The sequence below is a fragment of the Streptomyces sp. JNUCC 63 genome (assembly GCF_054366325.1).
Genome location: NZ_CM135963.1, coordinates 1,225,522 through 1,252,078, shown reverse-complemented (window position 1 = coordinate 1,252,078; position 26,557 = coordinate 1,225,522). Strand labels below are relative to the sequence as shown.

Here is a 26,557-nt window from a genome sequence, read left to right as displayed (position 1 = left end):
CTCCTACTGGGGAATCGGCATCCAAGGCATGACCCTGACGCGGCCAATCTCTCCCATGGCATCTTCCCACAGCGCGAACGCGTCGATACCACCGCCTCCGTCGGCCAAATGGGCAATGCGGCTCTCGATAGGGATGTGATCTGACCGGATGATTCCCCGCACCAGCCAATAAGGCCCCTCCTGGGGCAGCGTCCCGTAAACGCTCTTAGCGTAGAGTGCTGCGCCCTCCGGGGTCGACGAAAAATATTTCGACTCAATCCCGGGCGGGTTCTTGAACCGCCGTTCCTCGAGTAGTTGCTTCAGTTCCTCCTCCTTGACCGCTCGGTAGACGTATTGTTCACCGTCCTTCAGCTTGTGGTCGCCCGGATAGGGGGACAGCCCCAAAGGATCGCAGAACGTATACGGGTCGTCGACGTAGGTGATCGGGTTCGGCGCTGGTGCGAGGCCGAGGGGGTCGGGGATGGTGTAGCGGCCGGTTTCCGGGTCGTAATGACGGAAGTAGTTGTAGTGGAGGCCGGTTTCGGGGTCGTAATACTGGCCGGGGAAGCGCAGCGGGGTGTAGGCGGTGCTGTCGCGGGCCCAGGCGGTGGTGCCCCAGAGCGTGCTGCGGGTGCGCCAGGCGATGTCGCCGGTCTCGTCGACGAGTTCGGTGGGGGCGCCGATGAGGTCGGTGGCGATGGCGAAGAAGCGGCGGTCGATCTCCTCCTGGCGGGCACCCGGGGTGAGGATGCGTTCGGTCTGGGCGAGGGGGGTCAGACCGCGGTGGTCCCAGGTGAGGGCGACCGGGTTGGGGGTGTCTTGCGACACCGTGGTCTGTTCGCACAGGGTGGTGCCGTCCCAGGTGAAGCGGACCTCCTCGGCGACCGTTTCGCCGTCGGAGGCGAGACGTTGCTTGGCGGTGCGGCGGCCGAGCGGATCGTAGCGGTAGCGCCAGCGGGTGCCGTCGGGGGTGATGACGGAGGTGAGGCGGTCCTCGGCGTCCCACGAGTAGTGCCAGGTGTCGGGTTTGCGGGACAGACGGGTCTTCTGGCGGAGGATGACGCGGCCGAGGGCGTCGTGTTCGTAGCGCACGCCGCCGGCGCGGGTGATGGTGGTGCCATGGTAGGTGCGGGGGCCGGTCGCCTCGTGACCCGGGTGGGAGGCAGGCCAGGAGGCGGAGGTCTGGTTGCCGGCAGTGTCGTAGGCGTACCGCTCGCTCCAGCCGTCGGCGGTCACGGCGGTGACACGGCCGGCCGGGTCGAGGCCGAAGGTACGGGTGCCCGACAGCAGGTCCGAGACCGCGGTGAGGTGGCCGTCGGCGCGATAGGTGTAGGTGCGGCTGTTGAGGGTGCGTCCGCCGGCGGTCAGGTGCTCGGCGGACAGGCGTCCCGCCTCGTCCCAGGCGGAGGTGACGGTGAGGGAGTCGCCGAAGACGCGGGACAGTTCACGGCCCACCGCGTCATGGGTGAAGGCGACCTGGTGGCCACCGGTGGTCAGGCGATCGGGGCGGCCGACCATGTCGTAGGCATAGGTGGTGACATGGCCTGTGGGGGTGGTGCGGCGCACCCGGCGGCCCACGGCGTCGTAGCGGTAGTCGATGGCGTAGCCGTCGACGAGTTCGGTCTTGAGCAGGCCACGCCGGTCGTACCGGCGGATCAGGTCGCCGTCCGGGCCGGACGCCTGCAGGAGGCGCCCGGCCGGGTCGTACGCGTAGGTGGTGGTCCTGCCTCCGGCGTTCTTGCGGGTCATCCGGCCGAGCTCGTCGTGCTCGAAGGAGACGACGCCGCCGAGCGTGTCGATCCGGGCCGTCAACTGCCCTGCTCCGTCCAAGCGGTAGCCGATGGTGCGGCCGTCGAAGTCCGTCTCCGAGGTCAGCCGTCCCGCCGCGTCGTACGCGTAGCTCCAGTGGAGGCCCTGCGGGTTGGTGACACGGGTCAGGCGCAGGTCGTTGTCGTACTCGAACTCGTAGCGGACACCGTCCGCTTGGGTGCGGGCGGTGAGGAGGTCGAAATGGGTGTACTCGAACCGGGTCACTCCCCCGGCCGGGTCGGTGTGGGTGAGGCAGTTTCCCTCACCGTCGTAGGTCCACGACTCGGTGGCCCCGCCCGGCTCCATACGCAGGACGAGGTTGCCGTCGGCGTCCCACTCGAAGCGGGTGACTGCGCCCACCGAGTCGGTGATGCGTGCGACCCTGCCGAGGGCGTCGCGTTCCAGGCGGGTGGTGCCGCCGGCCGGGTCGGTGACCTCGGTCAACAGGCCCGCGGCGTCGCAGACCACCTGTGTCGTGGCGCCGAGGGCATCGGTGACGGAGGTGAGCCGGCCGGCGTCGTCGTAGGTCGAACGGGTCGTCTTCCCGGCCGGGTCGGTGACCGCGGTGCGGTTGCCGCGCTCGTCGTACGCGTAGGTCGTGCGGGCGCCGTCCGGTCCCACGACTTCCGTCGGCAGCCCGAGCGGGCCGCGTGCGACGTGCGATTCGGAGCCGTCCGGGCGGACCACGGAGACCAGCCGGTCGTTCTCCTCGTAAGTGTAGGCGGTGGTGCGGCCGAGCGGGTCGGTGCGGGTGAGCAGGTTGCCGTGGGCGTCGTAGGTGTGGCGGGTGGTGTGGCCCAGCGGATCGGTGGTGGCCAGGACGCGGCAACCGGGGCCGATGAGGTGGCGGGTGGTGCGGCCGTCGGCGGTGGTCAGGGTGGTGGTGCGGTGACCGGTTTCGAAGTCGGGTTCGGTGTAGGCCAGGGTGATCTGGATGTGACCGGCTTGGCCGCCTTCCGCGATGACGCGGTCGCGGTCGTCGTAGGCGTAGTCGTAGCGGCTGTCGTTGGAGTCGATCCAGGCGGTGACGCGGCGGTGGTCGTCGTAGACGAAGGTGGTGGTGGCGCCGGAGGGTCTGGTGACGGCGGTGAGGTCGCCGTCCTGGTAGCCGTACGCCATCAGCGGCAGGTCGGCGCCGTTCTCGCCGGCGCCGGCCAGGGAAAGGGCGGTGATCCGGCCCTCGGCGGTGGTCAGCCTCACCTGGTGGCCGGCCGAATGGACCAGGGCCAGCGGCAGGCCGTCGTCGGCGCGGTCGACGGTGACGGTGTGGCCGTTGCGCTCGGTGACGGATGTCAACCAGGCGGTTCCGTTGCCGCCGGGTTCGCTGCCGGGCGGGGCGGCGAAGTGGCGGACCAGGCCGGTGTCGGGGTCGGTGACGGTGTAGTCGCCGTGCCCGTCGCGGGTCAGCAGGGTGCGGGCGGTGCCGGACCCGGGGCGGGTGGGGGAGCCGGGGACGGGGTGCGGATAGGTGATCAGCAGGCCGTCGGCGGTGACGTGGACGACGCCGACCGGGTCGATCTCCAGGCGCTCGTCGACGGTGGAGGTCCAGGACGGTCCCAGGAAGCGGCCGGCCGTGCAGCCGGACTCGGTGCGGCGGCTGAAGACCAGTGGCAGGATGCCGGGGATCTCCACATCGGTCTGGGGCAGGAACATGCGGCCCGTGGCGAGGTCGACGGGGTCGGTTCCGTCGGTGGTGCGGGTGCCGTCGGGCCGGTTGTGGGTGCCGTCGGGGGCATCGTCGACCAGTCTGCGGATCCGCGCGGCGTCGGCGGCGTCCGCGGCGAGGCGCACGCCCTTGACCCCGGCGCCGCCTCCGCCGGTGGCCACGGTCAGCGCCAGGTCGGGGATCAGCCGGCCGAAGCCCTCGGCCGGATCCTTCATGAAGTCCTTGACCATCTGGGTGCCGGTGCCGACGGGGTCGTTGGCGGCCACCACCAGGCCCGCGGCCAGGCTGTTGAGGTTCGTGGCGTACTCGGCCGGGTGGGTGAGGTTGTACGGGTCCAGGAAGTTGACCGAGCGGACGAAGTTCACCAGCCCCGCCGAGCCCTTGATGATCCCGCCGCCGACATGGTCGCCCATGATCTGCAGCTCCTGCAGACCGTCGCCCACCTGCTCGGCGTACGACGGCTTCTCCGGCGCCATGTCGCGGGCGGCGCGGACCGCGGAGCGCGCGGTCTCCGCGGCCGTGTTCCGCTGCTTGCGGGCCTCGGCGAGGATGTCCTGCGCCTCCTGCATCAGCTTCTTGCCCGGGTCGTGGAACGTCGGAGCGGGACGGGGCGGCAGCGTGGACGGGTCACGCTGATCGGCGGGCCGGGCGTTGTAGCGGTCGACGGCCTTGTTGTAGTCGTCGACCTTCTTGCGGTGGGCGTCGGCGGCTTCCTCGGACGCCTTGACCCCTTCCTTCCACTTGTCGATCGCCGTCTGTGCCTGCCCCTGCGCCCACGTCACGGTGCCGGCGAACGCCTCCAGCGCGGTGGCCGCCTTCTCGACCGCGTCGGCGCCGGTGAACCACTTCGGCGGCTGGGTGCTCACGGCCTTCCGCAGCGCCTCGGCGGCCTCGCCCTTGAGCTGCGAGGAGTCCAGGCCCTTCAGGCCCTCGCCGGCGTCGTCGAATGCCGTCTGGAAGGCGCGGAGTTTCTCCGCGGTCGAGCGGATCTTCTCCGGGCTGCCGTAGACCAGCTTGGTCTTGTCCTCGGTCTGCCCCAGGTCCATCTCGTCGACCTCGGCGCCCATCCGGTTCGCGACCGAACGCGACTGCTCACGCACCCAGTCCGCGCCGGACTCCCAGCCGACGTCGTCCAGCCGGTCCGCGGCCCACTTCCCGCCGTCCTCGACCCGGTCGCCGACCCACTCGACACCGTCCTCGACCGCGTCCTCCACCGAGTCCGGTGTGATGTCCCTGATGAAGTCGCCGATACCCACCGTCAGTTCCCCCCGGACTCACCCTGCTGTTGCTGCTGGGCGCGCTCCTCCGGCGACGGGCCGAAGGTGTCGTCCAGCGCCTGGCTCCACTGGTCGTCGGAGACACCGAGCGCGTCGTTGAGCATCTGCGACTGCCGGCCGCCCTGCCCCTCCGTGAGCAGCGTCCGGCCGGTGTCCTTCCAGGTCTGCTCCATCTCCTGGCCGGCCCGCTCGAACGACTCCGCGCTCCAGTCCGGGTTCAGGTAGTCCGGCGTGAACACCTCACCCCAGTCCTGCCGGGCGATCTCCTCCTCGGAGGCGTGCGGATTGCCGCCCATCACGGAGTTGACCCCCACCTTCAACGTGCCCTCGACGTACCGGTCGTGCTCCCACTGCGTTCCCGCCGCCAGACCGAGACGGTTCGCGATCTGGCTGGCGTCGTTCACCAGGGCGCGCACCCCCCACTCCCAGCGCTCGCAGAAGTCCTCAAAGTCGACCGACAGGCCGTGGTGCCCGGCCTCCATCCCGGTCATCGACAGCGCGGAGAAGCCCTTGCCCATCACCGAACCGGTGGCGCCGCCCAGGTCGCCCAGCCCGTCGATGGTGGCGCCCACACCCTTCGTGAACTTCGCGACCGACGCCTTGTCGAAGTTCAGGTCCACCCCGTCACCGCCCACGGCCGCGCCCCTCCCTGGCCGCGCCGGTGTCGACGGCGACGCCGTCGGGAACGATCCCCGTGACCGGCGGGAAGAACATCGACCCGTCCTCGCTGGCGATGTCCACGGCCAGGCCGGCGGGCTCGCCCAGACCCGGCACGATCTCGTCCACGATCCGGGCACCCAGCAGCGCGGCGTAGTCCATCGGCCGGTCACCCGGCCCGTGGTGAAGCGCGAAGCGGGCCAGCGCCGTCTCGTCCGTGAAGGCGCACACCCACCGCACCCCACCCGAGTGCGCGCTCCAGAGGCGGCCGTCGATGGACGGAACCAGAAGAACCGAACGCCGCATCTCACCGATCAACGCCCGCGGATCACCAACCCCTGCCCTCCGCTCGGCGATCCGCTCGGCCAATGCCGTCCTGGGCTGTTCCACGGCCCCTCCCTCGTCCTCGGTCACTGCAGGCACCGTAGATCACGACGTGCGGGAGGGGGGCGGTGGTTCTCGTGCAACTCGCCCTCCGGCACCGGGTCAGGCGGCCGAGCGAGCCGTCGTCACCTGAGCCGACGACTGACGGACGGCGGCTATCAGGGGTCCGGCGTCAGCTCGCCCGGATCTGTGTGGGGCAGCAGCGCTTCCTCGGCGCGCGAGTTCAGGGCCATGAGCCGGCCCGTCGCACGGTCGATGTGGAAGACGAAGGCCTTGGCTTTGTCGGCGAAGGCCGCCGCTGGACGGCTGATGCCGCTTTCCGTGATTGCGATCAGCCGCTTCGGTACGTCTTCGCCGGCCGCTGCGGCCAGGCCGTTCAGCCGCTGAACCTCCGGCGTGGACAGGTCCTTGGCGCCGGCGCGCCACTCCACGTGGAACACGTCGGACCGTATCGGGCTTTCGGCGTCCCCCTCCTCAAGGTCTCCGAAGCCGAACGTCGTGAGCTGTTGCAGGACCGCGTCAGTGATTTTGCCGGTGCCGAGCGAGCCCCGTGGCCCTGCCGGCACAGGCTTCTCGCTGAGACCGCTGAAGCCCCCGTCACCGTCCTCCAGCGCGGAGGGAAAGGGGAGCAGGTCCGCGAAGAGGGATTCCTGCCACCCGGACCGCGGTCTGTCGGAGACCGGGGCCCGGTGGCCGGACGGCTCCCACGGCGCCTGCGCGTCCCACGGTGCCTCCGGTGCCCACGCCCTTGGGCCCTTGCCGAGGAGGTCGCAGATCTCCGCCACGGAGGTCTGCGCGTACGGCACGCCGGGTGCAGGGAGTGTCTCGTGCCACAGGTGCCAACCGAGATCGACCCGTCCCCAAGCACCCCAGTCGGGGAAGTGCGCGTCCACCAGCCAGCCGAGGGTCGGCTTGAGCGAGACGCGGACGAACGCCTCCGGGAATCCCACCTCGACGAACGAACCTTCCCGTCCCCTCACGATGTCGAGCTTCCGTTCCTGGCGAGGGCCGTAGGCGACGTATCTGTTGCCCGCTGCCACGCGTCGCACCCGAAGCCCTCGGGCATCCAGGAGGTCGGCCAGCTTGGTCATGTCGGACGGCTCGCTCTCGTTCCAGCGCCAGGGCGAGGCGACCGGCTCGCCGATGAGACGCGCCGACGCCAGGGCGTGCAGGGCGTCGACGAGTACCTCGTCGGGCGTGTTCAGCGACCAGACAGAGGGGTCACTGTTCAGCACCGGGTCCAGTACCGCCCAGACGACGGTGTGCTCCATGCGTACCTGGGCCAGGCCGACCGCATTCCGCTCGGACAGGTAGACCTTCAGATGCATCAGGCGATCGGTGTCGTCGAAGCGCACCCGGTCGGCCATGTCGGGATGCCGCTCGCGCATGGCCTGTTCCAGGCTCTTGAAGTGCAGGTGTCTGCTGAAGGCGGCGACCATGTCGCTGGGCGGGAAGGGCAAGGGACACTCCTGTCGAGTGGAGGTGTGGCCGGGGGACGTCGTCATCTGTCGACGGAGCGCAGATCGACCGGACGCCGTCACTCAAAGCCTGTCACCATCCTCAAGAGCAGCGGTCCGGTGGGCGACCACTCCGTCCGACGGCAGAACGGGTCCCAGTTCGTGCGCCAGGGAGAAGCGCTGTCGCTCCGGGACATGTGACGCGTTGACCACCGAGATCGTCAGGTCACGGTCGAGGGCACGGGCGGTGAAGCCGGAAACAGCTTGGGGGAGCTCCAACGCCGCCGTGTCCTGTCCCATCGCCGATCCCACAAGCTCAGCGAGGTCCGGAACAGGCCCGAGGCCGAGACGGAGGCGCTCCGAGGCAAGAGGGAGAACCTCCGTCCACGAGGGGTGCAGTCAGGCGGGGCAGAGCGATGTCATTCCTCGACGGGGCGGTAGACGGCGTTGTCGGGATCGGTTTTCACGATGAGGCCGGCCGCGGCGAGGTCCCTGAGGATCTGGCGAGCCCGCTTCTCCTGCTGTAGCCGGTCCCCATCGCCGTATCCGGCATCCCGGAGCGCGGTAACCGCCCTCCAGGTGTCCCACGTGCCGCCAAGGGAGCGGATGGACTTTTCCAGGGTCTCTCGCTGTGTCATGGTCAGCCCTCCCTCTCGTGGTACTTGCGGGTGTGGTTACGGACGCTGGCAGGCGCCCCGGCGTACTCGCAGTGCGGGCAGATCTCCCACCCGCCGCGCTCTACGGCCGCGTCGAGGACGGAGTTCATCGGGCTGAAACCGTGGTGTTCGAGGAGCCGGGCGACGGAGCTTTCGTATCGCGCCGCAAGAAGTGCGGCTTCCGCGACCTTGTCGTGGCCTCGGGCGAAGAATGCGCCGATGCTTGTGGACGAGCCGCACCCACACCAGCAGGTGCCAGTGGGCAGGAGTCGATGGGCTGCTTCGTTCGTCACGGGTTCAAACTAGCCAACCTAGATCGGCAATCAAGACGGACCAGAAAAGATACGCCTCCTGCTGATGTCAAGGTCCACTCGCAGTGCTGCAGTTGACTTCCCTGACGCCCGGGCAGGCGGCAGGCTCGTCGGCCGTCCGGTGTGAACCAGTGGGGCCATCCTCTCCGACACGGACGGCAGCTACCCGAGCGCGGTTCGCAGCCACGCGCTCGCTTGTTCCGGGCGGGCGCTGGTGTCGACGCCGACGACGTGAACAAGGCCGAGATCACGCTGAGGGCTGCCGACTCGCAGCGTGCGTTGAGCATTTCCGCCTGGCTGGGGGTGGACGATGACCGCGCACGGTGCGTCGGCTGGCGTGTAGCCGGCGCTGTAGGTCAGGAGTTGATGGATGTCGCCGGCGCTCACCCCGTGGCGGTCGTAGCGCTTGTACTTGGCGTCGATGGGCAGCAGGACCCGGTGGGTCGTGCCGTGGCCGGGCAGACTGAGCAGGAGGTCGGGGCGGAACGTCGAGGTGCTGCCCAAGTCGCCGCGGACGGTGATGCCGCTTCCGCCAGTGCTGGGGACGGGGTGGCCGCCGTGCGGAGTGACGGCCTCGGTGGCGAGCCGTCGGACGACGGCTTCCCAGAGCGTGGGCATGGCCAGCAGAAGACCGCCCGCCGTGGTGCCTTGGTCGGCCAGCAGGTCGCTCACGCCTCCACCGCGCAGCAGCAGGCGGGCCCAGGTGTGGGCCGGTCGGTAGTGGGCGTTGAGGCGCGTGTACTGGGTGCGGTCGAGTGCGCGCACGGCGGCGACCGGGGTGGCGGTGTCGGGGAACGCGCCCGCGACCCCGTGCAGTGCTAGGGCCAGTTCGGAGTTCGTGCTCAGGGAGAGCGCGGCCTTCAGCGCGGTGCCCAGGACACGGTTGTCCCAGATGTCCGTCTCCCGGTCGAAGGTGCGTACGTGCAGTCGGTCCAGCTGTCCGTAGCGGCGAGTCACCTGGGTGGCCAGGTCCAAGCGGCCTCGGAGGACCGGTTCCAGACTCTGGCGGCGCACGTAGTCGCGGCGGAGCCCCGCACGGACAAGCCCCTCGCACTCCTCCAGCAGAGCGGCGGCCACCAGGTCGGCGTAACCCTCCAGGTCCGTGGCCCAGCGCCGGACCGCCGTCGGCACGGGCGTGTCCAGCGCGTAGGCGAGCCACCGCATCAGCTGCTCGCCGGGTATGGCGAACTTGGGCCGGATGACCAGCCTGACGTGCTCCAGGGCCAGCACGCCGACTGTCGCGTCGGCCTTGAGCCGCCACCCTTGGCGATCCTGGGAGAGGGTGAGGCATCCGCGCGCCTGAAGGACACGCAGGCGCTCGATGTCGCGGGCGGTGAGCTGCTGGATACCGAGCTGGACGGACTCGTACTCGTCCAGCTCGATCACGGTGGGGTCAGGCATCGGGGCCCTGGGACCCGCTGGTGAACTCGGTGGCCAGGGCGTCGGCGAGGTCCTGTGGCGGCATCAGCACGGGCCGTCCCGTGCCGGCGTCGACCAGATTGCCGAGGACGCGGTGGAGCAGGTCGGCCCGGCCCAGGCAGTAGTCCTCCAGGAGGGGGATCACCTCATGGTGATAGGCGGCGGCCAGGTCCTCCTCGGTCGCGATCGGTTCGCCGTCGCGCAGCAGGTAGGCGTGCCCTATCTGGTGGTCGGCGTCGAGGTGCTGGGTGATCCGTGTGTTCAGCGACTCGAAGAAGGCCGCCAGGTCCAAGGGGCCGACGGTCCCCGAGAGGGCGTCCGGGTCGGGGCCGACGTGCAGGAAGGCGAAGCGCCTGCGGACGGCGGCGTCCAGATGACTGATGCTCCGGTCGGCGGTGTTCATCGTGCCGATGATCTTGACGTTCGGCGGCACGGAGAAGGAACGGCGGCTGACGGGCAGGTCGACCGGCAGCCCCCGTTTGTCGAGTTCGAGAAGGGTGATCAGCTCGCCGAAGATCCGGGGCAGGTCGCCGCGGTTGATCTCGTCGATGATCAGAAGGAAGTGCTCATCGGGTCGGGCGGCGGCACGGCGGCAGAGGGTGTGGAACAGTCCGTCCGTGAGCGCGAGGGTGAGCCCGGGGCCGGTGGCGCTGAGGTCCGGTTTGAAGCCCTCGACGAAGTCCTCGTAACCGTAGGACGGGTGGAAGGTGACCAGGCGGACGCGATCACCGCGCAGCATCTCGGCCTGGGCTTCGGCACGGCGGTCGGGCTCGGCGCCGAGCACGTCCGCACGTCCGGACAGGGCGAGGGCGGCCCCGAGCGCGAGTCGCGTCTTGCCGGTGCCGGGCGGACCGTGCAGGATCACCTGCCCCTTGCGTTCCAACGCGTCCAGTACGGCCTGTACGTCCTCGGGGAGCACGTCCTGAGCGCTTCGCGGCGCATGGTGCGTGACCGGAGACAAGCCGGTCTGGTGTGAGGTGATCCTGTTGAAGAGGGCGGGGTCGACCCTGGCGAAGGTGGACCGCCACTGCTGGGGCTCCGGCAGCTTCTGTGCGTGGGACAGGTCCCATTCCACCGGGACGACGTGTTGGAACTCCGTGAAGCGGTCGGGCTCGAAGCGGTAACTCCCGCTGACCGTGCCGGTGGCCAGGACCTCGTCGACGCCCCTGTTGGCCACGATGCGGTCGCCTTCCTCCAGGTCCCGGAAGGCCAGCAGCCGACGGGCCAGGGTCAGGCTGCCACCGCTCTTCCGAGGCCAGTGGCTGTCCAGAGCCTGCTTCAATTCCGTGTCGTTCTGGTACTGGCTGAGGTCACCCAACCCGTCCCAGCCGACGCGAATGACTCCCTCCTCCCGGCATTCGTCCCACAGCCGGCCGCGCTCGCCGGGGGCGATCTTCCAGACGGTGCGCTGCCGGGGGCGCGGGTCGAAGCGCTCGTAGAGGAAGCGCATCACCTCCTGCCCGGTCCAGCCCTCGAACTCCTCCCGTGAGCGGACGAGTTCGAGCAGGCGGCGGTTGGTGCGCCAGGCGGGCGCGTCGGCCTGGACGGAGCCACCCAGTCGAGAGAGGAAGCCGCGCAGGTGCTCGGACGCGTAGATCGGCATGAAGTGCTGGGGGAAGTACGTCGCCAGCGACTTGGTCACCACGGTCGGTCCGAAGCGCAGCAGTTCGAGTTCGTCCAAGGCTTCGAAGTCGCCCGCCGCCACGGCGTCGAAAGCCTGGACGAACTGTCCGCGCAGCTCCCGCCAGGCGTCCTGCGGTTCCATGCCTCGCAGGGGAGCGGCCAGCCGCCACTCGCCGGAGTTGTGGCGGTACATGATGTGCTTGGCAGCGCTGCCGCCCCTGATGCTGCCCAGGTTCGGGGTGAGGAACTCCAGCAGGCGGCAGTACGCCGGCCCCGCCCCGGCGGGCGCGGGCTGTCCGAGGGCGTAGCGCTCCAGCGGCAGTCTCTCCCACTCATCCAGTGGGAACTGGGCAAGTACCTGCTTGCGCTCGTTCTCGGCAGCCGACTGGGCCTCTGCGACGGCGGAACGGTCGAACTGTTCCGCTGCCGCACGCATCTCCGCCGCGTCTGTCATGCGGCCATGATGCCGGATGGGACGGCAACGACCGTCGGCGGACGGGAGATCGACCATTCGTCCGCGTGACGTTCAGCCGGCTGGCAACATGACCAGCCGGGGCCACTGTCAGTCCCGGACCGGCACTCGGCGACGAGGCGAGGAGGAGTCGTGGAAGACTGGATCTACATCCTCAATCCGAACAAGGACACGCTGGACGGGGAGCCTTCAGACAAGGACACCATCCACCGTCTCGCCCACGAGGACCCCGAACTCGATCTCTGGCTCAGTCGGCGCAACCGCATGAACCGCGGTGACCGACTCTGGTTCTTCTTCAGCCACCCGGAGTCGGCCGTCGCCGCGGTGGCGGAGGTAGACGGGAAGCCCTACGAGGATCCCGACGACCCTGACTTCTCCTACCGGGTCGCCGCGACCCTGCTGCCCGAGGCGACCGAGGCACTGAGCCGCAACCCGGTGGGTCGGGACGAACTGGAGCTTGGGCAGGTCCGGTCGGTGCAGAAGGTGAAGCCACAGGCGTCGGCTGTGCTGCGCGCGCGAGCCGGTCTGTAGAGCGGTGGGGGAGCGAATGGTCCGCCCTCGGCTATCGTGATCGGCATGCCGTCCTCCCACCTGCTGATCATCGGAGACCGAGCCGCTCTGAGCTGGGTCGTCGCCGAGCAGCGGATGGCGTTTCCGGCGGGACGGGCCAAGGCGGCCCATGCACTCGAGGAAGGCGACGAGATCTTCCTCTACACCACGCGGGGCTGCTTCCGGAATCCGACGCGGGACCTCGGGCGCCTCGTCGGCCGCGCCACGATCGCCAGTCCGGTGCGGGCCCTGGACGAGCCGGTCGTCTTCGGCGAACGCGTCTTCCCGGAAGGCTGCCGCCTGGACGTGTCCGGATTGGCCCGCTTCCGAGAGGGGCTGGTCCTGCGCGACCTGGTTCCGCGCCTGGCCGTGTTCCCCGATCCGGCCACGTGGAGCGTCCGCATGCGGCGCGCGTCGCTGACGCTGCCCGCGGCCGACGCCGACTTGGTGCGCGCGCAGTTGGGGCCGTGGCTGCGGCCCTACGACGAGGTGGCCGAGGCCTACCGTTGGGAGGAACCGGTCTCGGGCTAGCCAGGAGCATCGGGGGCCGGCACCCCGAGGTCGAGGGAGCGGGCGCAGCACCTCGTGTGCTTCCGAAACGCTCGCGCCCAACTCAGTTGACTGCTCCTGGATGCCGAGGTCCAGGGTCGGTGGGGAGGTCGAGTTCCGCCCAGACGGTCTTGCCGGCCGGCGGATACGGTTCCGTGGCCCACCGATCGGCCAGGGCGGTGACCAAGAGGAGGCCGCGGCCCGACTCCGCTTCCGGGAGCGTGGCGAAGTCCGCGACGAGGGAGGGCGACTGATCACCCCGCGCGTCGGTCACCGTGATCCGCAGCAGACCGGCCACCGACTCGAAGCGGAGCTCCAATCGGAAGTCCCGGCCCTGGACTCGGCCGTGCAGCGCCGCGTTGGCGGCCAGTTCGGCCACGATCTGCTCCGCGCGCTCGGCCACGGACGGTGACACCTGCCAGGTCTGGAACTCCGCCACCGCGAGCAGACGAGCGAGCCGCGCGCCGCGGCGGGTCGACGACAGCTGCTGCGCGAAGGTCCGGACAGCGGCGGGAGTATGGGGCGTGGTCACGTTCATGGGACCACGGTGACGAGCGCGCGGAGGCGCACACCAGGAGCACGCCCCGTACGGTGCGTCAGCGTACGGGCACAATCTGTGGACGGTACGGCGGTCCGACCGTCACTCTGAGTGCAGTCGATCGCGGGCGACAGTACGACTGCGGACGGTACGACACAAGGGGAGGTGGCCGTGTATGGCGGGCGGTGTAAGTGAGGCCGTGGAGGAGCCGACGGCCTGTGAGGTGGAACGCGAGCCGGACCCGTCCGACAGCCTGCGGACCTTCGGTGCGGTCGTACAGGCGCTGCGCGAGCACGCGGGGCTGAGCCGGGTGGAGTTCGGGGAGCTGGTGCGCTTCTCCAAGCACACAGTGGAGTCGGTGGAGTTGGGGCGACGGATGCCGGACGATTCGTTCGTGGAGCCGGCGGAGGAGGCGCTGGGCAACACGGGGGCGTTGGGAAGTCGGCCCAGTTCCTGACGCGGGGGGAGGCGGGGCTGGTTGCCGGCCGTCAGAACTCGCCTGCACTTCGCCGTCGGGCGTGCGGAGTAGTCGCGGTTCGTGGGCGCCCGAGCAATTTTCGTCCCGGCGGTCAAGTGTGATGACGCCACCGGCATGACTCGTCGTCGGCGGCGTCATCTTTCAACGCCTTGCGGTCAGAGATCCCACACTTGGTCCGGGTCGTCCAGTGCCGCCCGGACCTGAGAGAGGTCTCCGATGTCCGCGAGCGGCGAGCTCTTGGCGATGTCGACGATGCCACGCACGACACTGTGCAGCACTTCGCCGTTGCCCTCGTCGAGCGCTCTGTCCAGCCTGGCGAACATCTCCTCGAAGAGGTTGCGCCGTTCCGCGAATGCCTGTGTGAAGTAGTCCTTGAGGACGGCTTCAGCGGCCCGGATCCGAGCGACCTCTGTGGCCTCGTAGGCCTCCAGCCGGGCCCTCTTGGTGCTCTCGACCTCATGGATGTGGATGCACTCACGGGCGGCTTCGACGATCTGGTTCAGCGCAGCGAAGCCGTCCACCGCCTGGACGGAGCCCTTGGCCGCCTTGAAGACCTTGCCGACGTGCACCTTGGTCTGGTCGGGCACCTTAATTCTCCTTGGTCAAGGGTCTGTACCTGATGGTGAGGTTTGAGCTGCGCTCGTCCAACTCGCCTTCCGCGTCGACAATCGGAGTCGTCGCCACGTCACGGACCGCCATGACCAATGTCATGGCCCGCTGAAAACGTTCGGCGTGACTTTGTGGATCGAACGGCTCGGACTCCAGAAGGTCCAGCGCCTCAAGCCCTCGGGAGGTGAGATCCGCGAGGAGCTCGCGCAGCTCGGCAACGCGGGCGTCGACACCCTTCAGGCGGGTGTCCGTCTCATCGAGTTCAGCGATTGCCACGGCGACCTTCGCCTCGAACTCCCTTGCCTGGGTGATCGCCTTCTGGCCTTGGCCCTTGAAGACCAGGCCACCGACGAGCAACGCCGGGCCAATGGTGACGAAGTTGAGCGCTGCCGCTCCAAGTGCCATCCCGCCGCCCCCCGACGCGAGCGCCCCACCACCCAGGAAGGCAAGGGTCGCGCTCTCGGCCGCGGCACCCGTCAGGCCGGAGATCGCTGCTCCGGTGCTCGCGACTCCGAAGCTGCTCGCTGCCGCCGCGATTCCAGCGCCCGCGCCCGCGCCCGCCGCCGCGGATCCGAGGGCCCCGCCGATCCATGCCACCGTGTCGACATCGAGGCCGCGCAGCCCAGGGATCTCGGTCATGGTGGCGTCGGCGCCGTCCACCAGCAGTCGCTCGCTCTCGCGCACCTGTCGCTCATGGCGACGCAGGAAGTCGACCATGCGTACGACGACATCAACGAAAGCCTGCTCCTGCTGCTCCCCCAGTGCCTTGAGGGCAGTGTTTGTCGCCGCCAGCGCGTCCTCGGTTTGGGCTCGGCGTCGCTCGTAGTCCTGGCCGGCCTCTTTCAATCGGGCCTTTGAACGCTTGAGATCGTGGATACCTTTGCCACCGAGGACGGCCCCGCTACCGCCGGTCGCCACACCGACACCGATGAGTATGACCGGTATGAAGAATGGCACAATCCCCCCTTGATCCCCATGACCCTGCGTAAACCAATGGGGCCACCCGTCCGTTCCTCATCCTGGGTGCGGCGGAAGGGGGCCACGTATGCTGTTGATGCGCCTTGTTGGCGCTTCGAGCATGGCGATGAGCTGTTACTGTTGTCAACACGTTACCGAATGCCGGGTATTAGAATTTCCGTACGTGCTGGACTCATCGAGCCAGACCGGATGCAGACACCCTCACTTGCTTCGCGGTCAGCTTCTTCCCGCAGCGGCCCAGCAGGATGCCGTAGTGGAAGTCGTGGTCGAGCGACAGGAACACCGGTCGGTCCGTTCCCGGCCGGCCGGTGACCGCTGTTTGTACCTTGTGTGTCGTCATTGTATGGGAGGCATCGGGTCTCCGGGCAGCGGCAGTGGCAGCGGGCTCTGAGGCGTAGTGGAGTGGGCGGTGGCCGTCCCTGTCGGCACTCCACCAGGCTCACTCTCGGCGACGTACGCAGCGGGCGGGACGTTATAGGTCAGGAAGAGCGCCAGCGGTTGCGGCCGTCGGAGCCGGGGCCGCAGACCATCGGGGTTCCTGCCTTGCTCACGCAGGTAGCCCCGGGTCGGGAGCAGAAGGAACCGGGGTGCACGGTGCCGACGTTGCTGCCGCCGTCGGACGACGACGAGGAGTCGTCCCCGGCCGAACCCCCGTCTCGAGTGTTGCTGTTGTCGTCGCTGTCGCCACTGTCGTGGTAGTCCGGGTCATTGGCGGGGATCTTGTAGGTCGTGTCCTTCTTCGACGGGCACTTCTGGACGAGATCGACGTCGGTTCACGGGCCAGGTCGAGGTGGACCGTGGTGGCGGAAGTGACCTCGCTGTCCTCTTCCGGGCGCTGGAAGCACACCCGCCACTCGTCGCCTTTCTCGGCGGCCTCTTCCGCCGAGGGCGCATCGATGTCGAGGTAGACGTCGTCGAGCGTGACACTGTTGAGGTCGATGCCGGCCCGGTCCAATTCCTTGACCGCCGCGTTGTAGGTGTCGCCCACGACATCCGGCATCGTCGGCCACGGGATCGGGTCGCCGTCCTTCGTGGGGCAGGGCTCGCCGGTCCGCACGGCGGCGAAGGCGACGGACTTCGCGGTGGTGTCGACCTTCTGGAAGCACACCGTCCACACCGACCGCACGACGACCGAGCGACCTTCCGCGGACGCGTCGTGACGACCTGGCGTGAACCCGGCTGCACGGGCTTCCTTCTCCGCCTCGTCCAGTGACTTGCCCGTGTAGTCGGTGAGTTCGGGGGTCTTGGCGAGGGAGGGGGACGGCGTGGTTTCGGTGCCCGGGTCGTCCGCGTTCTTTGCCTCGGCCTCGGACTTGTCCGCCCCACTGTCATTGAGTTGCCCGCTCATGCCGGCGCTGATCAGCAGCAGGAAGAAGGCGCCGAACGTGGTGCCGAGTTTGGCGTACCAGCGCCATGAGGGCAGGACCCACACCGCCACCATGGTGGCGATCACCACGAGGAAGCCGAGTCCGAGGCTCACCGCACTGAGCAGGGCCACGAGGGCCAGAAGGCCGAGCAGGGCGGGGGTGGCCCTCCACCAGGGCTGGGACGGGGGCCGGTTGGTGCTGTACGGGTTCACGGGTGCTCTTGTTCTCCGGTGTGGATCGGGTCGGGCCCGGACTCGTATTAGGGGGCAAGACGTTCAACAGCCACGGCCTCGCTGTCGTTACGCGAACACCCAGCGCGTACGCTATGTAAGCGTACGTGCGCATTCCGTGGGTGGTGTGTTGTCGGACCCGTCACGCTGGGTGCTGTCGATCGTGAGGGCTGACGGGCGACGTGCAGAGGCAAGCGGAGGTGGGCGCGTATGGCAGGTGGCGCGGGTGCGGGCGGCGAGACAGCGGCCTACGAGGCGGAACGAGAACCGAATCCGTCGGACAGCCTGCGGACGTTCGGGGCCGTCGTCCAGGCGCTGCGCGAGCACGCGGGGCTGAGCCGGGTGGAGTTCGGGGAGCTGGTGCGCTTCTCCAAGCACACGGTGGAGTCGGTGGAGTTGGGGCGGCGGATGCCGGACGAGTCGTTCGTGAAGCGGGCGGAGGAGGCGCTGGGCAACACGGGGGCGTTGCGGAGGTCGGCCCAGTTTCTGACGAGGGGGGAGGCGGGGCTGGCGGCTTGGTTCCGGCAGTGGGCGAGGCTGGAGCGGGTTGCGGTGAGTCTATGTACGTATGAGTGTCGGTTGGTGCCGGGGTTGTTGCAGTCGGAGGGGTACGCCCGCGCGGCCTTCGAAACTCGTATTCCACCGCTGTCTGATGAACAGATGGAGGCGCAGGTGGCCGCCCGGATGGAACGGCAGAGCCTCATCCGGGAACGACCCAACACCTCCTTCAGCTTCGTCGTGGAGGAGTGCATCGTGCAGCGCCCTCTTGGCGGGAGTCAGGTACTGCGCGACCAGTTGGACCACATGCTGGGCTTTGCCCGGCTCCGCAACGTGTCCGTGCAGGTCATGCCTACTCGCACTGTGTCCCATGCGGGGTTGGACGGTCCGCTCGCCTTGTTGGAGACCCCGGACGGGAGATGCTTGGCGTACTCCGAAGGGCAGGAAAGCGGTCGATTGATCACTGATCCGAAGCAGGCTGCCGTTCTCCACAGGAGGTATGCAACACTCCGCGCACAGGCCCTTACCCCTCACGACTCCGTGGGCCTGTTGGAGCGGATCAGAGGAGAGCTATGAGCAGCACCCAACTGGCCTGGTTCAAGTCCAGTTACAGCGGCACGGCCGGCGACAACTGTGTGGAGGTCGCCGTCACCGAACAGGCCATCCACGTACGAGACTCCAAGGATGTGACGCGTCGGCCCTTCACCGTGAGGCGTGAGGGGTGGTCGTGCTTCGTGGCCTTCGTGGCGGAGGCCTGAGGGCAATACCTATGGTGGCAAGCGCTCAAACGCTTGCCACCATAGTGCGGCACTTCATGGCCCTATGTGCTCTTGTGGTCTGGTGAGCGCTCATAGGCGGCGAAGGAGCGAGTCTGTTCCACCTTGCGGAGTCGGCCTAGTTCGATTGGGTGCGGCGAGAGCAGGTGGCCCAGTGCTGTTGGGAGCGATGTGAAGAGCGAACGTCGTAGCCCAGTATGCTGTCAACCACTCTTACGAAAAGATCCGTGTCCTGGGCGAGCAGGCTATGGCAACCCTCGAGGCTTGGCGACTCCTACATAAATTATGGTGCAGCGCCACCTGCATCACCAGTCTCGTCCAAGCCGTCCTCACCCTTCACCTGGTCTGCTCAAACTGATGTTGGAAAAACTTCAATCTCTCAAGCCGCAAAGCCAACAGGCTGATCGCACGATGCTGACGGTTGAGCGACTTGATCAGGCAGACCATGGCAGACTGGCGGCACAACGAAGCTCCGTTGGGCGAAGGAAGCTTGGGAAAGTCACCTGCTCAACGGGGCTTCGTTGCTTAGCACCCGTGCCCACCGAACATTGTCACACCGTCGCGATCTCGACGCCTACAAGGTCAAACTAATTTTGAAATCGCCCTAGTCGGTAGGCCGTCATGAAAGATCGAGGTTAGTACGAGGAACTAGTGATCGCCGTGTTTATTGAGGCCAGCGGTAAGCGTCTACTACTGTCGAGTACGGTTGAAGGAAGGGGCGTAGTGCTTCGCGCAGGTATACGGCGTCCGAGAGCGGCAGAGTGAGGGAAGCTCGACGCATTCGCACGCTCCAGGTCTTTGGGTCAGGGAAAACGGAAAGGCGATGGACATGGTCACGGAGAGAGAGACCTTCCCGAAAGGGCGCGAGTTCTTGGATGGTCAAGTTACAGCCAACGGTGAAGCGGCGTGCTCCAAAAACCAGTGGCTTCTCTAGAACACGCACTGGAGTGGTGACTGTGGCAGTGGCGATGACTCGTCCAATGTCTCGCGTAGGGTTACGGAAGCAGCCGCGAGTGCTGTAAATGAACAACTCGTCACCTTCGGTGATTTTTCGGGACTCACTAGCTCTACCTGAGGGGAACGCCATGCGTTGTTCAGTGAGCACCCAACTCAGAGCGTTTCGATCACTGATGACGATGAGATGCGCGGCTGTCATGAGGTAACACTACCGGTGGGATTCAGAGACGTCATCAGTTGATGCTTGCTGTGAGGTCGACCACGCATGTCAGGTTGGTGTGGTCGACCTCACAGCGTTCGCGATCGTCAGGAAGCCGGGTGGCGCGGCCCACGACCCGGGAGCGGAACGAGAGTGGAGATGTAGCTCTCATTGTCCAGGATCGGATTTTTAAGGGTAAGACCCGAGGCAGACATGCGGTCGTACTCGGCAAGTATCAGCTCCTTGGTGCGGTAAGAGCCGTACTTGGCCTTATCCTTCCGCATCACGATAGGAAACGTGTCGAGTATGTAGTCTGTATCCTCTCGGGAGATCTCATAGAGGTGGAAGAACAGAGCGTCCAGCTCGGCACGGATTATTTCGCGGCGGGGCTCTTCCCAGCGGAAAGGAGTGCCTTCGTCGCCCATATCACGAGCGAATGATTTCATGGCGTAGCTCGTATAAGTCAGTTCCAGTACGCGCGGCACGATGAAACTTGCGTGCAGAGCCAGCCCGTTAGGGGGAAGTACAGGGATCTGACGCAAAAGAAACTGTGTCAGATGGCCGCCTGTGATCTTTTGCCTGACGATAAAGTCAAATATGAAGGAGCCGAAATTGGCCATGACGAGCGAATGTTGACTGGCGCTGAGGTCAGACCAAAGAATCGGAGCGCCATCTCCAAAAGCTGCAGCGGGGGCGATGCAGAACACGGCAGTTCGCGCATTCGTCACTGGGTTCGTCATATTTCTCAGCGCGATAGCCCAGTCGTGCCCCGTTTGCCACTTCTCATGGAATTGCTCTTCTGGTACCCAATAGCGTGGAGTGATCTCCACCTCTGGGTCTTCGTGGTCAATTGGCACAGTCGGGGCCTTACGTGTGAATCGAACCTCGCGCGAGACGCCGTCAAAGGTGCCGAACCTGTGGTCGTAAATTTGAAAATTCTTGGGCTCGTAGAGGGGAATTAGTTTCTTTTCTTCTTTCGCTAGTTTTGCTCCCGCCAGTTGCCATCCCTTTTCTTCCATGTCCTCGCGGGCGTGGAACAAGTGTGAGTCATTCGACATGTGGAACATCGTTCCCCAGGTCAGGGGCCAACTGTCTTGGGTCGCCCGGTTGCTAGAAAAAATTGGGACGCTTTCGTAAATCGAAGTCAGGATTCTGGCCGCGCGGGCATCCGTGAAGGCGGTCAGCGTACCAGTATTGGGATTCAATCGTAGGATTTGGTCAGGGGAAAGTGTTACCAGTCGATCGGAGCTTCGGACCTCTTCAGTGCGACGCGACAGGAACGATGTTTGAGTCTCATGCACTTTGAGTCGAGAAATTGTCAACAGGCAGAACCTTACGACTGCTCCTACTCCTGGGAAGATCGATTCCTTGTTGTCGAAATCGAAAAGGCTGACCAGTTGTGAAGATTCAACCAGGCTTCGGAAGAAAAACTGTGTCGTGGCGTCTGTGGCTATCCCAGTCGGCACGATTATTCCCATTCGCCCAAGCGGTCCCATCAGTATGCGGTCCGTTTCGGCAAAAACAGCGTACGTGTTGATATCGCCGCGGCCCGTGAGAGGGTAACGCCCGCTGTTGCGCATGAAGTGGCTCTCGCCCTCGGACCGGCGCTTGGCCGCGCTGAACTCGGCGAAGAGGTCCGGGTTCATCACTGGCAAGGCCGTGATCAGCTTCTTACGAGCGGCCGCGTTCTGGGCGTTGGCGATTTCCACGTCTCGCTGAGCGAAGAACTCCTGTTCTTGCAGCTTGATGCGCTCCCACGGCGGGTTGCCCAGCACACAGGAGAAGCCCCCAGCCCACCCAGTGGACTGATCGACGTCGCCGTCCGCAGTCTCCGAGACGGTGAAGACGTCTGGAAACTCCAGATGCCAGTGGAAGAACTTGTACTGCTGGGCGAGGCGGATGATCTCCTCGTTCGTGCTCACAGGGATGCCCGCGCCCGCGCTCTGGAGGTCCCGGAAGACGCCCTCGGTGACCGGGGTCGGCGCACCCTGGACCTTGGGCCAGACGAAGGCGGCGCACCAGGCGTCGCTGATGTGCAGGGCCCGGAGATAGTCCGCGGACTGCTCCAGGTCGCGGAAGCGGCTGGACTGGAGCCGGACGTCGCGCAGGGTGTTGGCCGGGGCGGCGGTGATGTCGCGCAGGCTTGCCGCGAAGGAGGCGTTGGAGACCCAGATGCGCTCCTCCGTGTGGAAGCTCAGCTGGCCGCCGCGCTCCTTGGCGTTCCGCTTCTTGATGGCCGACGCGATCTTCTTGTCGTCGCCCTCGATGGGCTTGAAGGCGTCATCAGGTATGCCCTTGGCCAGCAGCGTCGGCGTGGCTCCGATCAGCGCGTTGCCGTGCTTGATGTGGGCGTCCAGGAAGCCCAGCGGCTTGCCCGGTTCCAGGGCCTCCAGCCACAGCGACACCTTGGCCAGCTCGACCGCCATCGGGTTGAGGTCCACGCCGTAGATGCACCGCGCGACGACCTCGTGCAGGGCGTGCCGCACCGCGTCGATCGTCGGCTCCGGGTTCTGCTCCCGTACCGCAGCCACCCGCTTCGCGATGCGGCGAGCCGCAGCCACCAGGAAGTGGCCCGAGCCGCAGGCCGGGTCGCAGACCGTCAGGTTCAGCAGTTCCTCGACGATGGCCGGGCCCGGGTCCGGCTGGCCCGAGCGCGTCGCGCGGATCTCGCCGCGCTTGACCGCGTCGTCGATGACCGGGTCCAGCGCCGAGTCCAGCAGGCACTCGATGAGGGAGGACGGGGTGTAGTACGAGCCCGTCGTCTTCCTCGCGTTGCCCGCCAGCTCGACCAGTTCGAAGGTGCGCTCGGTCGCGTTGTGCTGGGGGACCAGTTCCAGCAGGGACTCGTAGATGGAGCCCAGCTCCTCCGCGTCCAGGTGGCGGTAGTCGACCACCCGGTTGCGCTTGCTGTTCGTGTCCCGGACGATCGACAGCGCCCGTACCGCCTCCAGCAGCGGCTCGTTCGACAGGGACAGGCGGTGCAGGACCTTGTCCGCCTCCGTGTCGTCGAAGATGCCGCCCAGGCCGGGCAGGCCCAGCTCCGGGAGGCCGTCGTCGTTGCCCAGGCCCGAGAGGACCAGGCGCAGGGCCTGGTACAGGTCGCCGTGGGCCGTGCCCCGGCGTCGCTGGGCGTGCCGGCGCAGGCGGGCCGACGAGAAGTACGCGGCGTAGCGCTCCTTCGCCGTCTCGTCCGCCGACGGGGACAGCAGGACCTCGCGGTCCTCGGCCACGAACAGGAACAGCAGGCGGTAGACCAGGCGCAGCAGCGCGTAGTGGAAGGTCTTCACCTCCAGCGTCTCGCGCAGCTCCCGGTTGTCCGGGTGCTTCAGGAAGCCCGTGCCGAGGGTCGTGATCGCCCGCTGGACGCCCTTCCTGAGCTGGTCCAGCGCCCGCGTGCCCTGCGCGATTGCCTCTGTGCGCCACTTCTCCAGCCAGCACGTCGACGGCGCCGCGTCCTCCGCGACCTCGAAGCGCGACACGTGCAGCAGCCGGTACAGCAGCACGAACTCGCTGAACAGCTCGCCGTCGAAGATCGCCTCGAGGTCGAACTCGACGTACGACGCCGTGGCCAGCGCGCTGGAGTCGCGCAGCAGACGTACCTGGCGGCCGTTGGTCAGGACGCCCCACAGGTGGGCCTCGGTCCGGTTCAGGCACTCCTGGAGCATCGACTGCGGCGGGACCGTGCCCGCGCCGCCCGGGCGCTTGTCCAGGTTGGCGTTCCACGGTGTCTGGTGGATGAGCGCGTGCTGCCAGCGGTGCGTGACCTCGAACCGCTTCTCCGTGTCCGAGTCGGCCCGGACGCCCTCCGTACCGATCGGCGTCAGGCGGCCGAAGCCCAGTTCCCGCCACAGCGGCGCCAGCCAGTCGGCAGCCGCACGGCCCGTGGGGTCCGTGGCGGGCAGGCCCGTCTCCCGGTCCTCGGGGAGGTGCTTGCGCAGCTCGCGCCAGAGCGGCTTCAGGTACTCCCAGCTGCGCTCCGCCTCGTCCCGTACCGAACGGGACGACGGCAGGCCGTAGTCGGCGGGCTTGGAGCCCGGGACGTCCTTGCCATCGGAGATGCGCAGCAGCATGTCGGCCGGCAGCAGCCCTCCGACCGTGTGGACGGCGGTGAACACCTGGTGGCGAGTCGTGGCGGACATCAGGCGGACGCTCCAGAGACAGCAGCAGGGGCAGGGGAGGAAGCAGTGGGGTTGGCGGGCAGATAGAGGTACGCGCCCAGGACGTCGGCCGGCTTCTGGGCCGTCACCGACAGGCCACGGACGATCTCGCCGGAGGCCTGGCGCACCCGGCGGTGGGAGGCGTCCAGCTCGGCGGCCAGTTCCTCGCCGTACGACTCCAAGTAGCCGTTGACCTCGGGGAGTTGGTCGAGGATGCGCTTCATCATGCGCTCGCCGAAGTGCGGGTCCGTGTTCTCGGACGCCGTCGCGTCCAGCAGGGCCGCGGCGCGCTCCTGCGACAGCCACACCGCGTTCTTCGGGGAGCCCTCGAAGGTCAGCAGTCTCGCGTCCTCCGCGACCAGCTGCTTCTCGCCGCTCCGCGACGGCAGGGTGAGGTGGAAGCGGTAGCGGACCAGCAGCAGCGTCGTCCGCGTCGTCACCGCGTCCGTCGTGATCACGCCGCAGCGGCGTGCCGGGCGTGCGCCGTCCGCCTGTGCGTCCAGCGCCGCGTTCAGGACATGTGACGCGAGCGCGCCCACGACCGGGTCCGTCCGCACCAGCGCCGCCTCGCCCCGTGCCACCGCCGGGTCCGTTCGGAACGGGATCGGGCGGTCCTGCTCGATCACCTCCGCGCCCACGGCCGTGGCGAGGGCGTCCCGCAGGCCCGCCGGCGTGCCGCCCACCTGGGCCGTGAAGTCGTCGGGCTCGGCCGCACCTCGCAGCACCGCGCCCAGCGCGCCCAGGGACTCCCGTACGAACGTCTTCACCTCGCCCGTGCCGCCCAGCGCCTCCCGGATCGCGGCGACCTCGCGGGCCACCTCCTCCGGGTGGATCGAGCGCTGCGCGAACCGGGAACGGGAGGCCTTCTCCCTCTCCGCCGCCGAGTTCCAGTCGCTGTCCAGCTTCGCCGTGCTCACCTTGAACGCGTCCGCGCTGAACAGGGCGTCCTCGTTCTCGCGGCCGCGCATCAGCAGCCACTCCACGATCGCGTCCGTCACGCCGGTCGACAGCTCGTCCGGGACCGACACCGAGATGCCCAGGTCCTTCTTGATCTGGCGGTGCTTCTTGATGAGGACTTCGAGGACCTTGCCGTCGATGCCGTTGTCGTCGCCGTACAGGGTGATGACGCGGACCTCGTCGCGGCGCTGGCCGTAGCGGTCGACGCGGCCCTCGCGCTGGTCGTGGCGGGTGGGGTTCCACGCCAGGTCGTAGTGGATCACGGCGTCGAAGTAGTGCTGGAGGTTCACGCCCTCCGACAGGCAGTCCGTGGCGATCAGCACGCGGCGTGCGGCGGCGTCCTCGCCGGCCTCCGCCGCCAGCGCCTCGATGTTGTCGATGCGCTGCTGCGGGGAGAGTTCACCGGTGACCGCCTTGACCACCGTCTTCGCGCCGAGCGGGCCGCGCTTCTTCGTCTCCGGGTCGTTCGCCAGCTGCTCGGCCAGGTACTTGGCCGTCGGGATGTAGCGGCAGAAGACGATCGGGTTGTAGCCGTCGGCGAGCAGCGCCTTGAGGTGCTTGATCAGCGCCTTCAGCTTGAGGTCCTTCGCCGGGCCCTCCAGCTCCTCGGCGCGGTCGGCGAGTTCGGCCAGGCGCGAGCGCGGGTCGTCCTCCTCGATCTCCGCGCCGGGCGCTACGTCCATGCCCTCCATCGAGTCGCTGTCGGCGGCGTCGCTGTTGAGCGGGGCGCCCAACTTGTCGGCCTCCTCTGCCGACGACGCGACCGCCGCCGCCGACCGCGTCCGCAGCGTCTGGGCTGCGGCACGCGGCGAGGACACCAGTGAGCGGAGCAGCGCGATCGCCGACCACCAGGCTATTCGTGCCTCGCGCCGGCCCCGGCTGTCCGCCTCCTCCACCCGCTCGCTCGCGTAGGCGATCGCGTCGTCCAGCAGGGTCCGGTACTCCGGGGACAGCTTGTACGTCTCGTCCTTGAAGTAGCGGTCCAAGGGGAACGCGGTGCGCTCGGCGAGCGAGTCGTCGGCCAGGCCGTCCTCCTTGGTGAGGTACTGGCGCACGTCCGCGCGCTTGCGGGCCACGAAGTGCCGGGCCAGCAGCTTCCTGCCCGCCTCCGACTCCAGGTTCACGTGGGCCAGTTCGGGCTTGACCAGGCCCAGCAGGTTGCGGAACGCGGACTCCTTGCCGCTGTGCGGGGTGGCCGTCACCAGCAGCAGGTGCCGCTCGGCGTCCTCGGCGACACGGCGCAGCAGCTCGTAGCGGAGCTGGTTCTGCGAGCCCGTCGAGGCGTCGTCGGCGGCCACGCAGGTGTGCGCCTCGTCGACGATCACCAGGTCGGGGCAGTGGCGTACGAAGTCGTCGCGGTGGCGCGGGGACTTGATGAAGTCCGTGGAGACGATGACGTTGGGGTAGCGGTCGAAGAGGGACTGGCCCAGGTCCAGGCCGCGCTCCAGACGGGTGACCGTCGACGCCAGCACCAGCTCCGCGTCGATGCCGAACTTGCTGCGCAGCTCCTGCTGCCACTGCTCCGCCAGGGCGGGTGAGCACAGCACCGCCAGGCCCGACGCCTCGCCCTGCGCGAGCAGTTCGCTCGCGATCAGGCCCGCCTCGACGGTCTTGCCGATGCCGACGTCGTCGGAGATCAGCATGCGGACCGTCTTCTGACGCAGCGCCATCAGCAGCGGGACGAGCTGGTACGCGCGCGGCTCCACCGCGATGCCGGCGAGCGAGCGAAACGGGCCCGCGCCCGAGCGGAAGCCGATGCGCAGGGCGGTGCGCAGCAGGCCGGCCGCCCGCTGGTCGCCGAGGTCGCTCGGCTCCGGCGGAGCGAACCTCGCCTCCTCGACCGTCTCGAACACCGGGAACACGGCGGCGATGTCGTCGTCCGAACCGCCGAGCGGGCGCAGGACGAGCAGGTCGGGCTCGCTCTCGGGGAGCACCACCCATTCGCGACCGCGGGCCTTCACCAGGGAACCGGCGGAGTACGTGAGTGCCATGTGTGTTTTCAAGT

The 26,557-nt window shown here is 67.8% G+C and carries 20 protein-coding genes and 2 pseudogenes; 6 read left to right on the top strand and 16 right to left on the bottom strand.

The window, feature by feature from the left end; all coding sequences use genetic code 11:
• Positions 1–3: 3 nt before the first annotated feature.
• From ACX25U_RS05670 to ACX25U_RS05630, 9 genes are all read right to left on the bottom strand, one after another.
• Positions 4–4,710, bottom strand: a complete 4,707-nt coding sequence (locus tag ACX25U_RS05670; protein WP_454389433.1) for a putative T7SS-secreted protein — start codon at positions 4,708–4,710, stop codon at positions 4–6.
• Positions 4,711–4,712: 2 nt separating this feature from the next.
• A complete protein-coding gene (locus ACX25U_RS05665) occupies positions 4,713–5,366 on the bottom strand; it encodes a hypothetical protein (protein ID WP_454389432.1) in 654 nt (217 codons plus the stop codon).
• Positions 5,356–5,778: a hypothetical protein gene (locus ACX25U_RS05660; RefSeq protein ID WP_454394110.1), complete on the bottom strand. Its 423-nt coding sequence runs from the start codon at positions 5,776–5,778 to the stop codon at positions 5,356–5,358. Before ACX25U_RS05660 ends, ACX25U_RS05665 begins: the two co-directional genes overlap by 11 nt.
• Positions 5,779–5,930: 152 nt before the next feature.
• Positions 5,931–7,232: a hypothetical protein gene (locus ACX25U_RS05655; protein WP_454389431.1), complete on the bottom strand. Its 1,302-nt coding sequence runs from the start codon at positions 7,230–7,232 to the stop codon at positions 5,931–5,933.
• 81 nt (positions 7,233–7,313) lie between these two features.
• Positions 7,314–7,529: an ImmA/IrrE family metallo-endopeptidase gene (locus tag ACX25U_RS05650; protein ID WP_454389430.1), complete on the bottom strand. Its 216-nt coding sequence runs from the start codon at positions 7,527–7,529 to the stop codon at positions 7,314–7,316.
• Positions 7,530–7,648: 119 nt separating this feature from the next.
• A complete protein-coding gene (locus ACX25U_RS05645) occupies positions 7,649–7,867 on the bottom strand; it encodes a hypothetical protein (protein ID WP_454389429.1) in 219 nt (72 codons plus the stop codon).
• Positions 7,868–7,869: 2 nt separating this feature from the next.
• A complete protein-coding gene (locus ACX25U_RS05640) occupies positions 7,870–7,995 on the bottom strand; it encodes a hypothetical protein (RefSeq protein ID WP_454389428.1) in 126 nt (41 codons plus the stop codon).
• Positions 7,996–8,358: 363 nt separating this feature from the next.
• Positions 8,359–9,597, bottom strand: coding sequence for an McrC family protein (locus tag ACX25U_RS05635; protein ID WP_454389427.1), 1,239 nt, complete (start codon positions 9,595–9,597; stop codon positions 8,359–8,361).
• On the bottom strand, positions 9,590–11,692 hold the full coding sequence (locus tag ACX25U_RS05630) for an McrB family protein (RefSeq protein WP_454389426.1): 2,103 nt from the start codon (positions 11,690–11,692) through the stop codon (positions 9,590–9,592). Before ACX25U_RS05630 ends, ACX25U_RS05635 begins: the two co-directional genes overlap by 8 nt.
• A 150-nt stretch (positions 11,693–11,842) precedes the next feature.
• Between ACX25U_RS05630 and ACX25U_RS05625 the strand changes: the two genes are divergently transcribed.
• Together ACX25U_RS05625 and ACX25U_RS05620 are read left to right on the top strand one after the other, a co-directional pair.
• On the top strand, positions 11,843–12,241 hold the full coding sequence (locus tag ACX25U_RS05625; protein ID WP_454389425.1) for a hypothetical protein: 399 nt from the start codon (positions 11,843–11,845) through the stop codon (positions 12,239–12,241).
• 45 nt (positions 12,242–12,286) lie between these two features.
• Positions 12,287–12,790, top strand: a complete 504-nt coding sequence (locus ACX25U_RS05620) for a hypothetical protein (protein ID WP_454389424.1) — start codon at positions 12,287–12,289, stop codon at positions 12,788–12,790.
• Between the two features lie 82 nt (positions 12,791–12,872).
• On the opposite strand, the gene ACX25U_RS05615 is transcribed toward ACX25U_RS05620, so the two are convergent.
• Positions 12,873–13,346 carry an ATP-binding protein gene (locus tag ACX25U_RS05615; RefSeq protein WP_454389423.1) on the bottom strand — a complete coding sequence of 158 codons (474 nt, stop codon included), beginning with the start codon at positions 13,344–13,346 and terminating at the stop codon, positions 12,873–12,875.
• Between the two features lie 175 nt (positions 13,347–13,521).
• Between ACX25U_RS05615 and ACX25U_RS05610 the strand changes: the two are divergent.
• Positions 13,522–13,865: pseudogene (locus ACX25U_RS05610) on the top strand (helix-turn-helix domain-containing protein); the annotation flags it as partial.
• Between the two features lie 114 nt (positions 13,866–13,979).
• Here the strand turns inward: ACX25U_RS05610 and ACX25U_RS05605 are convergent.
• From ACX25U_RS05605 to ACX25U_RS05590, 4 genes are all read right to left on the bottom strand, one after another.
• Complete coding sequence (locus tag ACX25U_RS05605) at positions 13,980–14,411, bottom strand: hypothetical protein (protein ID WP_258308442.1); 432 nt, start codon at positions 14,409–14,411, stop codon at positions 13,980–13,982.
• Between the two features lies 1 nt (position 14,412).
• The gene (locus tag ACX25U_RS05600; protein WP_454389422.1) at positions 14,413–15,390 is read right to left on the bottom strand and encodes a hypothetical protein; all 978 of its coding nucleotides are present in this window, start codon (positions 15,388–15,390) and stop codon (positions 14,413–14,415) included.
• Positions 15,391–15,583: 193 nt separating this feature from the next.
• Positions 15,584–15,751 carry a hypothetical protein gene (locus ACX25U_RS05595; RefSeq protein ID WP_454389421.1) on the bottom strand — a complete coding sequence of 56 codons (168 nt, stop codon included), beginning with the start codon at positions 15,749–15,751 and terminating at the stop codon, positions 15,584–15,586.
• A gap of 207 nt (positions 15,752–15,958) precedes the next feature.
• Positions 15,959–16,990 carry a PASTA domain-containing protein gene (locus ACX25U_RS05590; RefSeq protein WP_454389420.1) on the bottom strand — a complete coding sequence of 344 codons (1,032 nt, stop codon included), beginning with the start codon at positions 16,988–16,990 and terminating at the stop codon, positions 15,959–15,961.
• A 228-nt stretch (positions 16,991–17,218) separates the two neighbouring features.
• On the opposite strand from ACX25U_RS05590, the gene ACX25U_RS05585 reads away from it, so the two are divergent.
• From ACX25U_RS05585 to ACX25U_RS05575, 3 genes and pseudogenes are all read left to right on the top strand, one after another.
• On the top strand, positions 17,219–18,082 hold the full coding sequence (locus tag ACX25U_RS05585) for a helix-turn-helix domain-containing protein (protein WP_454389419.1): 864 nt from the start codon (positions 17,219–17,221) through the stop codon (positions 18,080–18,082).
• Positions 18,079–18,264 carry a DUF397 domain-containing protein gene (locus ACX25U_RS05580; RefSeq protein ID WP_454389418.1) on the top strand — a complete coding sequence of 62 codons (186 nt, stop codon included), beginning with the start codon at positions 18,079–18,081 and terminating at the stop codon, positions 18,262–18,264. The genes ACX25U_RS05585 and ACX25U_RS05580 overlap by 4 nt, the downstream gene beginning before the upstream one ends.
• Before the next feature lie 211 nt (positions 18,265–18,475).
• Positions 18,476–18,640 (top strand): annotated as a pseudogene (locus ACX25U_RS05575) (IS5/IS1182 family transposase); the annotation flags it as partial.
• Between the two features lie 905 nt (positions 18,641–19,545).
• Here ACX25U_RS05575 and ACX25U_RS05570 read toward each other — a convergent pair.
• Together ACX25U_RS05570 and ACX25U_RS05565 are read right to left on the bottom strand one after the other, a co-directional pair.
• Positions 19,546–23,577, bottom strand: a complete 4,032-nt coding sequence (locus tag ACX25U_RS05570; protein ID WP_454389417.1) for an Eco57I restriction-modification methylase domain-containing protein — start codon at positions 23,575–23,577, stop codon at positions 19,546–19,548.
• Entirely contained in the window at positions 23,577–26,543 is a 2,967-nt protein-coding gene (locus ACX25U_RS05565; RefSeq protein ID WP_454389416.1) for a helicase-related protein, read from the bottom strand. The genes ACX25U_RS05570 and ACX25U_RS05565 overlap by 1 nt, the downstream gene beginning before the upstream one ends.
• Between the last annotated feature and the right edge of the window lie 14 nt (positions 26,544–26,557).